Source organism: uncultured Rhodococcus sp., assembly GCF_963525155.1.
Classification (GTDB): domain Bacteria; phylum Actinomycetota; class Actinomycetes; order Mycobacteriales; family Mycobacteriaceae; genus Rhodococcus_F; species Rhodococcus_F qingshengii.
On record NZ_CAURKP010000160.1, the window covers coordinates 1 to 11,666 of the forward strand.

The 11,666-nt window shown below is 62.2% G+C and carries 14 protein-coding genes; 5 read left to right on the plus strand and 9 right to left on the minus strand.

Annotated elements, in window-relative coordinates; all coding sequences use genetic code 11:
- The 5 genes from RWT78_RS23470 to RWT78_RS23490 all read right to left on the minus strand — a co-directional run.
- Nucleotides 1-270, minus strand: a 270-nt coding sequence (locus tag RWT78_RS23470; RefSeq protein WP_314681271.1) for a carboxyl transferase domain-containing protein, incomplete at its 3' end; no start/stop codon positions are given.
- A 93-nt stretch (nucleotides 271-363) separates the two neighbouring features.
- The gene (locus tag RWT78_RS23475; protein ID WP_003940506.1) at nucleotides 364-1,557 is read right to left on the minus strand and encodes an ABC transporter permease; all 1,194 of its coding nucleotides are present in this window, start codon (nucleotides 1,555-1,557) and stop codon (nucleotides 364-366) included.
- Nucleotides 1,554-2,450, minus strand: coding sequence for an ABC transporter ATP-binding protein (locus tag RWT78_RS23480; RefSeq protein WP_003939757.1), 897 nt, complete (start codon nucleotides 2,448-2,450; stop codon nucleotides 1,554-1,556). Before RWT78_RS23480 ends, RWT78_RS23475 begins: the two co-directional genes overlap by 4 nt.
- A gap of 43 nt (nucleotides 2,451-2,493) precedes the next feature.
- Nucleotides 2,494-3,039: a hypothetical protein gene (locus RWT78_RS23485; protein ID WP_003939943.1), complete on the minus strand. Its 546-nt coding sequence runs from the start codon at nucleotides 3,037-3,039 to the stop codon at nucleotides 2,494-2,496.
- Nucleotides 3,032-3,355 (minus strand): helix-turn-helix transcriptional regulator, encoded by a 324-nt coding sequence (locus RWT78_RS23490; RefSeq protein ID WP_276116213.1) that lies wholly within the window; start codon nucleotides 3,353-3,355, stop codon nucleotides 3,032-3,034. Before RWT78_RS23490 ends, RWT78_RS23485 begins: the two co-directional genes overlap by 8 nt.
- Before the next feature lie 106 nt (nucleotides 3,356-3,461).
- Between RWT78_RS23490 and RWT78_RS23495 the strand changes: the two genes are divergently transcribed.
- The 3 genes from RWT78_RS23495 (at nucleotide 3,462) to RWT78_RS23505 (ending at nucleotide 4,944) form a co-directional block, all read left to right on the plus strand.
- A complete protein-coding gene (locus tag RWT78_RS23495; RefSeq protein WP_073512694.1) occupies nucleotides 3,462-3,881 on the plus strand; it encodes a hypothetical protein in 420 nt (139 codons plus the stop codon).
- A 73-nt stretch (nucleotides 3,882-3,954) separates the two neighbouring features.
- Nucleotides 3,955-4,368 carry a VOC family protein gene (locus RWT78_RS23500; RefSeq protein WP_021332241.1) on the plus strand — a complete coding sequence of 138 codons (414 nt, stop codon included), beginning with the start codon at nucleotides 3,955-3,957 and terminating at the stop codon, nucleotides 4,366-4,368.
- Nucleotides 4,369-4,944, plus strand: coding sequence for a TetR/AcrR family transcriptional regulator (locus RWT78_RS23505; RefSeq protein WP_314681284.1), 576 nt, complete (start codon nucleotides 4,369-4,371; stop codon nucleotides 4,942-4,944).
- Nucleotides 4,945-4,956: 12 nt separating this feature from the next.
- On the opposite strand, the gene RWT78_RS23510 is transcribed toward RWT78_RS23505, so the two are convergent.
- The 3 genes from RWT78_RS23510 to RWT78_RS23520 all read right to left on the minus strand — a co-directional run bounded on the left by RWT78_RS23510 (nucleotide 4,957) and on the right by RWT78_RS23520 (nucleotide 8,236).
- On the minus strand, nucleotides 4,957-5,796 hold the full coding sequence (locus RWT78_RS23510; protein WP_314681288.1) for an aldo/keto reductase: 840 nt from the start codon (nucleotides 5,794-5,796) through the stop codon (nucleotides 4,957-4,959).
- A gap of 145 nt (nucleotides 5,797-5,941) precedes the next feature.
- A complete protein-coding gene (locus tag RWT78_RS23515) occupies nucleotides 5,942-7,573 on the minus strand; it encodes an ABC-F family ATP-binding cassette domain-containing protein (protein WP_314681290.1) in 1,632 nt (543 codons plus the stop codon).
- 33 nt (nucleotides 7,574-7,606) lie between these two features.
- Nucleotides 7,607-8,236, minus strand: coding sequence for a class I SAM-dependent methyltransferase (locus RWT78_RS23520; protein WP_314681292.1), 630 nt, complete (start codon nucleotides 8,234-8,236; stop codon nucleotides 7,607-7,609).
- Between the two features lie 130 nt (nucleotides 8,237-8,366).
- On the opposite strand from RWT78_RS23520, the gene RWT78_RS23525 reads away from it, so the two are divergent.
- On the plus strand, nucleotides 8,367-9,215 hold the full coding sequence (locus tag RWT78_RS23525; protein WP_314681295.1) for an aldo/keto reductase: 849 nt from the start codon (nucleotides 8,367-8,369) through the stop codon (nucleotides 9,213-9,215).
- Between the two features lie 64 nt (nucleotides 9,216-9,279).
- On the opposite strand, the gene RWT78_RS23530 is transcribed toward RWT78_RS23525, so the two are convergent.
- A complete protein-coding gene (locus RWT78_RS23530) occupies nucleotides 9,280-10,431 on the minus strand; it encodes an NADH:flavin oxidoreductase (protein WP_054188856.1) in 1,152 nt (383 codons plus the stop codon).
- 202 nt (nucleotides 10,432-10,633) lie between these two features.
- Between RWT78_RS23530 and RWT78_RS23535 the strand changes: the two genes are divergently transcribed.
- The coding region (locus RWT78_RS23535) for a cbb3-type cytochrome c oxidase subunit I (RefSeq protein ID WP_314681301.1) at nucleotides 10,634-11,666 on the plus strand (1,033 nt) is incomplete at its 3' end.

The following is an 11,666-nucleotide window of genomic DNA, read 5'->3' on the forward strand; positions in this document are numbered from 1 at the left end:
TTCGACGGCGGTCACGATCCGCTCGGCCGCGGCGACTCCGATGGAACCGGCGAGAAAGCTGAATTCACAGGCAATTACCGCGACCCGACGTCCCCGAACGGTACCGACACCGGTGACGACGGACTCGTCAACTCCGCTCTTCTCGCGGGCCTTCGCCAGGTCTTCTGCGTATTTCGGGCCAGGTCCGACGTCGACGGGCGGGGAGTCCCAAGAGACGAAGCTCTCGGGATCGAGTACCGCAGTGAGTAGTCCTTCGGCCGAGATTCGCACAACGTCCTCCAAGTAAGCAGCACCCCGTCCAGGATGAACCTACCTGGACGGGGTGCCGCCGGGATCGCGTGGCGCCAGTTGTGCGCTGGAGAATCAGCGTCCGAACGCCTCTTTCCATGACACGACCTTGCCGATACGAAGGATGGAGCGCTGGTAGATCTTTGCCGCGATCATCGACAACGCAGCGGTCACCACCAGCATCAGCAGAATCGTTCCCACGATCTGGAACGGAGAAGCAACACCGGCGGAAATACGCAGGGGCATGAGGATTGCCGAGAACGGCGGAATCCAACTCAACACGTTGCTCAGGGTTCCTTCTGGATTGCTCACCGAAACGAAAGCCACGCTGACCATCGCCATGACGAGCAGCGCGAGAGGCATCGCGGTGGCGTTGACGTCCTCCTGCCGCGAGACCATGGACCCGGCGGCGGCGTACAGCACGGCGAAGAAGAGGAAGCCGAGAATGAACCACCCGAGAGTGCCGAACAGAACGCCGATCGCGGTGCCCGTCACGGTCAGGACGCCCGTCGCCAGTCCGGTGGCGACGCCCGCGACGGCATAGGCAGCCATCTGCATCAGGCCGACAGCACCGATTCCGAGAACCTTGCCCCACAACAACTGCAGCGGACGAAGAGTGGAGAGCAGCAGCTCGACCACGCGACTGGACTTCTCCTCGACGACGCCCATCGCCACGTACGTTCCGAACAGCAGGATCTGCATGTAGAGGAGCACCACAGCAGCGATCGACATCGCTATGCGTTGGCCCTGTTCGGGATCCGGGGGATCGATGGCATCGATGGTGACCACTGCCGTGGACGTGGCTTCGGCGAGCTGAGCCGGATCGATCCCCGCAGCGGAAAGCGCATTCGATTGTGCCTGCTGTGCAACGGAACTCTCGATGACGGCGCGCAGATTCGTGGGCACTTCCTTCTTGGTCACGACAGTGACGCCGCCGCCCGATCCGGCAATCACGGCCACGTCGAGGTCACCGTCCTTGACTTGATCACGCGCGGTGCCGTCGTCGGAAACCTCCGTTACCGTCACCGGATTGCCGAGGGTGTCGCCGATGGACACCATCGTGGCACTGAGTGACTGGTTGCCGACCAAGCCGATCTTCGACTTGTCCTCGTCGCCGCCGGAGAAGAGCGAGAAGGCGATGATGCCGCCGATGATCGCGACCAGAATGATGACGTTGCTGATCACAAAACTCTTCTTCGAGATCTGCGTCATGAATTCGCGTCGGGCGACCAACCCGATGGCTCGACCTCCGCTCAACTGGTTGCTCATGCGGCTACTACCTCTCGGAACAGATCGGTCAGTGACGGACGTCGTAGCGTGAACTCGTGCACCGGTCCGGTTTTCAACGCTGCATGCAGGATCTGCTGATCGTCGGCGGTTCCGTCGACGCTCAGGAGCGTTCGACCGTCGAGGTGGCTCAGTGTGGTGACACCGATCAGATGGTGTGCCCAACCGACCGGCGCGTCAGGGGCGAAGACTTCGATTCGGCCGTCGCCCTTGCCTCGTAGTTCGTCGACGGTTCCGATCTCCCGCATGCTGCCGCGGCTGATGATGCCCACGCGATCGCACAAGCGCTCCACCAGATCCAGCTGATGGCTGGAGAAGATTACGGGAACACCGGTGCGAGCCTTCTCGACCAGCACGTCACTCATGACATCGACCGCTACGGGGTCAAGGCCCGAAAACGGTTCGTCCAGAACGAGTACCGATGGGTCGTGAACCAGCGCCGCCGCGAGCTGCACACGTTGCTGATTACCGAGGGACAGGGAATCGACGGTGTCCTTGACGCGTTCGGCGATGCCCAGACGTTCGGTCCACCGCTCAGTGGCCGCGTGCGCGTCGGCCTTCGAGAGTCCGTGTAGCTCGGCCAGATAGGAAAGTTGCGCTCCCACCTTCATCTTGGGGTAGAGGCCGCGTTCCTCCGGCATGTATCCGATAGTGCGACGCACGTCGAGGTCGACGGGTTTGCCGCCGAGGCGAACTTCTCCCGAATCTGCTCCGAGCACACCCAGCGCAATGCGCATCGTGGTCGTCTTGCCGGCGCCGTTGCTGCCGACGAATCCGAAGATCTCGCCTGGGCGCACTTCGAAACTCAGGTTGTCGAGTGCGACGACGTCGCCGTAGCGTTTCGAGATGCCGTCGATCGTGAGGGTGGCTGACATGGGTCCTTCCCATCGGTCGAGTGGTGCGCTTCGGTAATACGGGTCAGAGATCGAACTCTTCCGAATCAATCGGATCCGGGTCTGGATTGGTCCACGAGAGAATCATCGCGGGCGTGCACGCGCCGATCAGCATTGCAGTCAGTGCCAATAAACCTCCCGTGTAAGGCAGCCTCTCTACATTCCACTGCACCGACGAGGTGAAAATGAGGAAAATGGCGACAATGAAGACCAACGTTTGGGTCACGCTGAGCCCGACGGAGCGAGCGTCGTTGCGTTGCTGGATCTCCCATTCGTCCAACGCCTGCCGCGGAGCATCCCCTTGCCGGCCCGACACGATTTGAAGTGAGGACCACGTCGGCAGGAACAGCAGGGTGAGGACCGGCCATGCCACGGCGAAGAGCGGATTGAACAGGCATGCTGTGCTGACGGCAACCATCGTGGTGAACAGGACCGCCAGGGCGACGACGAGTACGCGCCGACGTCGACGGGTTCGCCAATTCGGGAGCCAATGTCGGAACGTCTCCTCGTTCTGCAGGAACCGCCGAGTGCGGTGGGCCTGGTAGCGGTCGATCAGATTTGATTCAGGCACTTGGCTTTTCACTCCCCTCGGTAGTGCGGTCAGATCGGTAGACCTCCGTCGACAGTGCATTCCGGTAGACCTCCGTCGACAGCGGCCCGAACTCCGTCCGGGAGAACACCGCCTCCACCGGGAGGTTGAACACCCAGCAGATTCGGAATGCAAGATCCAGGCTGGGGTAGTGGTCACCGCGTTCGAGTGCCCCCACCGTCTGCGGATTCACGTCGACGAGTTGCGCAAGCTGTGCCCGGCTCATCTTCCGCTCGGCGCGAAGCACTCCGATGCGATTGAAGATGGGGAGCGCGTCTCCCCGCCGGACTGGGCTCATGCATCAAAGTGTTGTAAAAACCCAACAATTTGTCAACACGAACCGCGATTGTTCCGCTTCTGGGGCGTGCCGGCGGATAAGGTTCGGGCAACGGAAGGGGCTTGGCATGGTGGTCGAACAGTTGGTGCTCGAGGAGTCCGGCCTGGTCGTGCAGGTGCGTGAGGATGGTAGCTACTGCGTGGGACCGCAAGGGCGCGAGGCGGTCTGGCGCGATCCGATGGAGAAGGGTGCAGTCATCGGTATCGGGCAGCACACTCCAGGGGACGTTGAGGGTGAATCGTGGTGGGTCGTGTACGGCCAGTCGGACATCGGGGCGGACGTCACCGTTCGACTCGAGGGCGGGTCGCACGTGCCGGTTTCGCGCCTCGGTGAGATCTTCGCCAGTGAATGGGTGAGCACGCCGCAGCAGGCGTTGCTGTACCGGTCCGATCGTCCGGTGGAGTCACAGCCCACTAAACTGTCTGTGCTGTTCGCCAGGCCGAAGTTCATGCCCAAGGCGGCGTTTCCGGAGAATGATCGCTTGTAGTTGCAGCGAGCTGCCGTCGGGAGGCGGCAGCCATCTTCTCGAAACATTACGGTACGTACTGTACTGTTTGGGAATGACAACTTGGCCGAACGACCTCGCAGTAGTGCAAGTGCGCGTAGCGCGACCCACCGACAGGCTCGACGACGTGATTGCGTTCTATCGCGACTGTCTGGGATTGCCAGAGCTCTACCGGTTCTCCGGTCATGCCGGGTACGACGGAATCATGCTGGGTCTGCCGGATTCGAACTATCACCTCGAATTCACGACCCACGAAGACGGAAGCCCATGCCCGGCGCCGACGCAGGACAACCTGTTGGTGCTCTACTTCGCCGGCGAGTCGGCGATGTACGAGGTAGTTCAGAGGTTGGGGGAAGCAGGGCACGAACCCGTTGGCGCCGAGAATCCGTACTGGGAGGAGAATGCGGGGATGACCTTCGAAGATCCCGACGGCTGGCGTCTGGTGCTCATGCCGCGGCCGGTGCTGTAGATGGTGCGCGCCCGCGACGAGCGGATCGACGACGCCGTTCTGGCGGCAACCCTGGAGTTGTTGGGGGAGAACGGATATGCGGAGCTGTCGATCGGTTCGGTGGCGACGAGAGCCGGCGTGCATCGACCCGCCATCTACCGGAGATGGCCGTCGAAGCGGCATCTGGTGGTCGACGTCGTCGTGGCGCACATCGGTACTGATCCAACGCCGGACACCGGCGATCTCAGGGCAGACCTGGTCGCCGGCATCACGACATTGGTTGTGGGACTGAGTGAAACGGTAGTCGGTCGGATCCTGCCCGCGTTGGTCGCGGATCTGGCGGCGGACCCGGAATTGGCGCGGGATTTCCAGTCGGCATTCTTTCAGCCACGACGCGATTCCACTGCGGCAGTGCTGGAATCGGCGCGGCTACGCGGCGACATTCGGAGCGACTTCGACCTGGACTTCGTCCTGGACGCGCTGGCGTCGCCGATCTATTACCGAGCGTTGTTCCGTCACTTACCGCTGGACGCGCTCCTGGCCGAGCAGTCCGTCGATTCTGTGCTGCTGACGTTGACTCCCCACGAGAATCCCTGAAGTCGTTTCGATTCAGTTCAATTCGACTGGATCGGGTCCGACACGGCTGTCGGTGTTCAGCGCTGTGATGGCCGCTGACTCGTCGGTATCGAGTGCGAAGTCGAAGATTGCGGCGTTGTCGCGCATACGGGCAGGCGTGACCGACTTCGACAGAACGGTGTGGCCCTGTTCGAGATGCCAACGCAGAATGATCTGTGCAGGGCTCTTGCCGTGTGCTGCAGCAATTTTCCCGATGGCCGGGTCGTCGAGGATGGTTCCCTGTCCCAATGGGCTCCAAGCCTCGATTTCGATGCTGCGACTCTGGGCGTACTCCCGAGAAGTGTGCTGTTGCAGTCTGGGGTGCAATTCGATCTGGTTGACGGCCGGGGTGGTCGCGCTGTGCTGGGCCAGCAGTTCGAGATGCTCGGGCAGGAAGTTGGACACACCGATCGCCCGGGCACGGCCGGAGGCGAGGATCTCCTCGAAAGCGGCCCACGTTTCCACGAACAGGCCCTTTGCCGGCGCGGGCCAGTGGATCAGATACAGGTCGACGTAGTCGAGTCCGAGCTTGTCGAGGCTCGTGTCGAACGCGGCGAGTGTTCGGTCGTGGCCCTGATCGTCATTCCACAGCTTGGTGGTGACAAAAAGCTCTGACCTAGGGATATCCGAACTTGCGATGGCGCGGCCGACACCGGCTTCGTTGCCGTAGATCGCGGCGGTGTCGATGTGGCGGTAGCCGATCTCCAGAGCGGTGGCAGTGACCTCTTCGGTCTGTGCGTCCGGTACCTGGAAAACGCCGTACCCGAGTTGCGGGATGGTGATCGGCTCGCCGGTGGTTCCGTGAGTCAGTGTGCGGTCGGGGATCGACAACATTGAAGAGTGCCTTTCGGGACTGGGATGTGGCAGCTCGACGGGGGATCATGTCATCCGCGGGCCACCTATGCCGCGCATGCAACTATTGCGTGCGCCTGATAAATAGTTGCACACGCGGGTTGTCTGCGCAAGCAGAGTCGATCGGCTACTCCTCGAAGAGCTGTCCGTTCTCCATTCGCCACCGGCGCGTGCTTCGGGTGGACTGCAGCATGCGTCGATCGTGAGTGACCAGAAGGAGGGTTCCCTCGAACGACTCCATCGCCTGCTCGAGCTGTTCGATCGCCGGAAGGTCGAGATGGTTCGTCGGCTCGTCCAGTACCAGTAGGTTCACGCCGCGAGCCTGGAGCAAAGCAAGTGCAGCCCTTGTTCTCTCGCCGGGGGACAGGGAAGCGGCAGATCTGAGTACGTGGTGTCCGCGCAGGCCGAACTTGGCGAGGAGAGTGCGGACATCGGCATCGGGCCAGTCCGGAACCTGCGCACCGAAGGCCTCCACGACTGGTTGATCACCTTCGAACAATCCACGCGCCTGATCGATCTCACCGATCGCGACACCGGAACCCAGCGACGCGATGCCCTCGTCCGGGACGAGTTTGCCGAGCAGGACGTTCAGGAGGGTGGTCTTGCCTGCCCCGTTCGCGCCCGTGACGAGAATTCGATCGCCCCAGTCGATCTGCGTCGTGACCGGACCGAACGTGAACTGACCGCGAGTTACCTTGGCGCCGTTCGTGGTCGCGACAACGGAACCGGACCGCGGCGCCGCCGCGATCTCCATACGAAGTTCCCACTCCTTGCGCGGTTCCTCGACCACTTCGAGTCGCTCGATGCGGCGTTGAGTCTGGCGAGCTTTCGCGGCTTGCTTCTCCGTCGACTCGGTCCGCAATCCGCGTCCGATCTTGTCGTTGTCCTTGGCTTTACGACGCGCGTTGCGGACGCCGTGTTCCATCCAGTTGCGCTGCATCTGTGCGCGATCTTCGAGATCGGAGCGGGTGCCTGCGTATTCCTCGAACGCCTCGCGTGCGTGCTGGCGGGCGATCTCGCGTTCGGCGAGGTACGACTCGTAGCCGCCGTCGTACACGGCGATGTCCTGTTGTGCCAGATCGAGTTCCACGATTCCGGTGACGGTGCGCGAGAGGAACTCGCGATCATGGCTCACGACAACCAGTGCTGCGCGCGTCTCGGCGACAAATCGCTCCAACTGCTCGAGACCGCGTAGGTCGAGATCGTTGGTGGGCTCGTCCAACAAGAGAATGTCGTAGCGCGAAAGTAACAGTGACGCGAGGCCGGCGCGCGCGGCCTGACCGCCGGACAATGCCGTCATATGTGCATCGAGTGGAACTCCGAGACCGAGTTCTTCGACCACCTTCTCGGCGCGCTCGAGCAGGTCGGCGCCGCCGAGAGCGAGCCAGCGTTCGAGAGCCGGGGAGTACAGATCCTCTTCGGTTTCGGCCAGGGTTTCGGCTGCGGAGTTCATGACTTCCTCGGCGTGGGCGACGCCGGTGCGGCGGCCGAGGAACTCGAGGACGGTCTCACCCTCGATGCGATCGGGTTCCTGCGCGAGGTAACCGACCGCAGCATCCGGCGGGCTGAGGATGATCGAACCCTCGACGTCGGCGGTTCCGATTCCGGCCAGTGCGGTGAGAAGCGTCGACTTGCCGGCGCCGTTCGCGCCGACGAGGCCGATGACGTCGCCGGGGGCAACGGTGAGGTCGAGGTCGGAGAACAGGGTGCGTTCTCCCCGGGAAGCAGAGAGGCCGCTGATGCGCAGTGTTGCAGTCACCTGAGAAGTATCCCCGGTGCTGTGCGCCGTTATTTAACGCGGGCGGGGTATAAAGGCGCACCGCGGGCAGCCCCGGGCCAGGGGGTAACACCACGGGGGTGGCGCAAGGACCCGCAGTGGCGAGTACCGACCGTCCGCGGCCATGCTCGAGGCCATCGACCAACCGTCGAATGCACGCATGACGTCCTCCTCCGAGACGCCGTGTGGCATCGGCCAACGGTGCCCCGGTCCGAATGCGAACATCACCATGGACGCTCCCGGTGCGGTGATCGCATTTACGGATCTCCCGTAGTCCCGCCGTTGATGATCGGTGAGCCCGTGAAAACAGCCGATGTCGAGCACCAGCATGTGCCCGCCGTCGACAGCAATGTGCAGGTCTGCCGCGTCCTCGTGGAGGAACCGGACGTCGACGTGTGCTTCACGCGCATGAATGCGCGCTTTGTCGAGCGGTTCCTGTTCGGCGTCAACGCCGGTGACGTGCCACCCGCGTTGCGCCAGCTCGATGGAATGGCGTCCGGTGCCGCAACCGATATCGAGTGCACGGCCACCTTCCGGTAGGGGAATCGCATCCAGAAGGCCGGACAGTTGAGCGTCGAAGCCGTGACCGGTGTGCTCCCATGGAGTGACGCCGACCTTGTAGGCGAGACGATATCCGAGATTCATCGCTCTCTCTTTTCTCGAGGCGATTCAATTACTTGTATTCCAAGGTAGACCGGCATTTCGGGTGCGACAAGGGTGCGAAGAGGAGGTTCGGTGGGGAATGCCTCCTGGCACCCGTGCGTTGGATCCACATATGACCGAGACCAACGATGTGACCTCTGTACCGACCATTGTTCTGAACGACGGTAAGACGATCCCCGCACTCGGATTCGGTGTGTTCCAGGTTCCGGACGACGAGACGCAGGAAGCCGTCTCCACAGCCCTGAAGACCGGCTACCGCAGTATCGACACCGCCAAGATCTACGGCAACGAGGTGGGCGTCGGCCGCGCGATCGCCGAATCCGGCATCGCCCGCGAAGACCTCTACATCACGACAAAACTGTGGAACGACGACCAAGGCTACGACTCGACGCTTGCGGCATTCGACGCCAGCCTCGACAAGTTGGGTCTCGAGTACCTCGACCTGTACCTGATCCACTGGCCGGTTCCGTCCAAGGACCTGTACGTCGAGACGTTCAAGGCATTCCAGAAGCTCAAGGCCGACGGACGGGTTCGATCCATCGGCGTTTCCAACTTCACCATCGAGAACCTCGAGCGCGTCATCGGCGAAACCGGTGAGGTGCCGGTCCTCAATCAGATCGAGCTCCATCCCAAGTTCAACCAGGCAGAACTGCGCGCCTTCCACACCGGCAAGGGAATCGCGACGGAAGCGTGGAGCCCGCTCGGCCAGGGAACCGTTCTCGGCGACCCCGTCATCACCGCTATCGCCGACGCTCATGGCGTCACCGCGGCTCAGGTGATCATTCGCTGGCACCTGCAGATCGGAAACGTGGTGATTCCGAAGTCGGTGACCCCCGAACGTATCGCCGCCAACTTCGATGTCTTCGGATTCGAACTGACACCGGAACAGATCAACGCGATCGGTGCTCTCGAAGACCCGGCCGGCCGCATCGGCCCCGACCCGGTCACGCTCGGCAGCTAGTACTTCCGGCAGACCCACAAACGGCACTCCCACAATTGCGGGAGTGCCGTTTTGTCGTGCGAGGTCAGTTCAGGTGCGTGCGATGTTCTGCGGTGAATGCGATGTGCTCGTCCGCGCGTCCGGTGCGGAGTTTCTCGACCCACTCGGGATCGGCGAGCAGCGCGCGCCCGATGGCAACCATGTCGAATTCACCCCTCTCGTACTGAGCTTCGAGACGCTCCAGCCCGGTGACAGCAGATGCAGCTTCGCCGGTGAATGCCGTCGTGAACACGGAATCGAGTCCGACCGAACCGACGGTGATGGTCGGCAACCCGGTCAGCTTCTTCGTCCAACCGGCGAGGCCGAGTGTGCCGTCTTCACCGTCGAGTTCAGCGAATGCCGGTTCCCAATGACGCCTCGTGGACGGATGCAGAACGTCGACGCCGGCGTCGACCAGGGGAGTGAGGATGCGGCCGAGTTCTGCCGGGCTCTGGGCGATACGAGCGTCGTAATGGCCGGACTTCCACTGCGAGAATCGGTAGACGATCGCGAACTCGTCCCCGACGGCCTCTCGGATTGCGGCGACGACCTCGGCCGGGAAACGGGTGCGGGCCTCGAGTGATCCGCCGTAGCCGTCGGTTCGGACATTGGTTCCCGCCCAGAGAAATTCGTCGAGCAGGTAGCCATGTGCTCCGTGCAACTCGAGACCGTCGAAGCCGGTGTTCTTCGCGTTGAGTGCGGCGTCGACCCACGACTGCTTCAAGTTGTCGAGGTCAGAGGTGGTGAATTCTCGTCCCAGGCGGGTGCCGTCCAGTGCCAGGCCGGAGGGGCTGACGGTTTCGACCTCGGGGTTCAGGCGCGAGTTCTCGCCGCGTTCGACTCCGAGGTGCCACAGCTGAGGAATGATCGATCCGCCTTCGGCGTGGACGGCGTCGACGACCGACTTCCAGCCACCCAGGCTCGAATCGCCGTAGATGCGCGGTACGCGGGTGTGCGGGCCGGCTGCCGGGTCCGGGATGTACGTGCCTTCGGTGATGATCAAGCCGACACCACCTGCTGCGCGACGACGGTAGTACTCGGCTACGTCGGCGCCGGGGATTCCGTCCGGCGAGAAGGCGCGCGTCATCGGGGCCATGGCGAAACGGTTACGCAACGAGAGTGATTTGACCTCGAAAGGCTCGAAGAGGCCGCGCAACGCGGAGGCCTCGGGTGCTGTCGATGTGTCGGGAAGAGTCACGGGTTTGTTCAACGCGGCGGACCCTCGACCTATTCCGCCGCCTGACTTTATCTCACCGAAATCTGCAAAAGGTTGCGTACGTTCGGTTTTCGATAGATGCTCACGTCGACCACACTTAGTTTGTGCATTAACTATTAACATGCGATATGGTCGTGCGGAAAGTTCTTGAGGCGGTATCGAGCACGAAAGAGGACGCGCGAGCATGACGACAACGGTGCCGGACGAGCGGACCGGAGAGTTGGAGCCGATTCCGGAGCGGCCGTACCCGCAGCGCCGTGATCCCAAGGGGTCGTGGATGTTCGACATGATCAAGACCACCGATCACAAGAAGATCGGGATCATGTACATGATCACGGCTTTCGTGTTCTTCCTGATCGGCGGCCTGATGGCCCTGTTCATGCGTGCGGAACTGGCTGTCCCCGGGATGCAGTTCCTCTCGAACGAGCAGTTCAACCAGTTGTTCACCATGCACGGCACGATCATGTTGCTGCTGTACGCGACGCCCGTCGTTTTCGGCTTCGCGAACTACATACTTCCGCTGCAGATCGGTGCCCCGGACGTGGCGTTCCCGCGTCTGAACGCATTCGGGTTCTGGCTCTTCACTTTTGGTGGTCTCATCGTTCTCGGCGGATTCCTTACGCCGGGCGGCGCTGCCGACTTCGGTTGGACCGCGTACACCCCGTTGTCGGGTGCGGTGCACAGTCCCGGCGTCGGCGCCGACCTGTGGGTCTTCGGTCTGACGGTTGGTGGCCTCGGCACCATTCTCGGTGCGGTCAACATGATCACCACCGTGATCTGCCTGCGCGCACCAGGTATGACGATGTTTCGGATGTCCATCTTCACGTGGAACATCTTCATCACCAGCATTCTGATCTTGATGGCGTTCCCGTTGCTGACCGCTGCGTTCATGGGTCTGTTCGTCGACCGTCACCTCGGTGGACACATCTTCGACCCGGCGTCGGGTGGAGTGCTCCTGTGGCAGCACCTGTTCTGGTTCTTCGGTCACCCCGAGGTGTACATCATCGCGCTGCCGTTCTTCGGCATCGTCTCGGAGATCTTCCCGGTCTTCAGCCGTAAGCCGATCTTCGGGTACACCGGATTGGTCTATGCGACACTGGCGATTTCAGCTCTGTCGATCGCGGTGTGGGCCCACCACATGTACGCGACGGGTGCTGTTCTCCTGCCGTACTTCTCGTTCATGACGTTCCTGATCGCCGTGCCGACGGGTGTGAAGA

What these genes read in the sequence shown, in the direction of transcription:
- RWT78_RS23475 (WP_003940506.1), bottom strand. Translation starts at nt 1,557, where the DNA reads ATGAGCAACCAGTTGAGCGGAGGTCGAGCCATCGGGTTGGTCGCCCGA.
- RWT78_RS23480 (WP_003939757.1), bottom strand. Translation starts at nt 2,450, where the DNA reads ATGTCAGCCACCCTCACGATCGACGGCATCTCGAAACGCTACGGCGAC.
- RWT78_RS23490 (WP_276116213.1), bottom strand. Translation starts at nt 3,355, where the DNA reads ATGAGCCCAGTCCGGCGGGGAGACGCGCTCCCCATCTTCAATCGCATC.
- RWT78_RS23495 (WP_073512694.1), top strand. Translation starts at nt 3,462, where the DNA reads ATGGTGGTCGAACAGTTGGTGCTCGAGGAGTCCGGCCTGGTCGTGCAG.
- RWT78_RS23500 (WP_021332241.1), top strand. Translation starts at nt 3,955, where the DNA reads ATGACAACTTGGCCGAACGACCTCGCAGTAGTGCAAGTGCGCGTAGCG.
- RWT78_RS23505 (WP_314681284.1), top strand. Translation starts at nt 4,369, where the DNA reads ATGGTGCGCGCCCGCGACGAGCGGATCGACGACGCCGTTCTGGCGGCA.
- RWT78_RS23510 (WP_314681288.1), bottom strand. Translation starts at nt 5,796, where the DNA reads ATGTTGTCGATCCCCGACCGCACACTGACTCACGGAACCACCGGCGAG.
- RWT78_RS23520 (WP_314681292.1), bottom strand. Translation starts at nt 8,236, where the DNA reads ATGAATCTCGGATATCGTCTCGCCTACAAGGTCGGCGTCACTCCATGG.
- RWT78_RS23525 (WP_314681295.1), top strand. Translation starts at nt 8,367, where the DNA reads ATGACCGAGACCAACGATGTGACCTCTGTACCGACCATTGTTCTGAAC.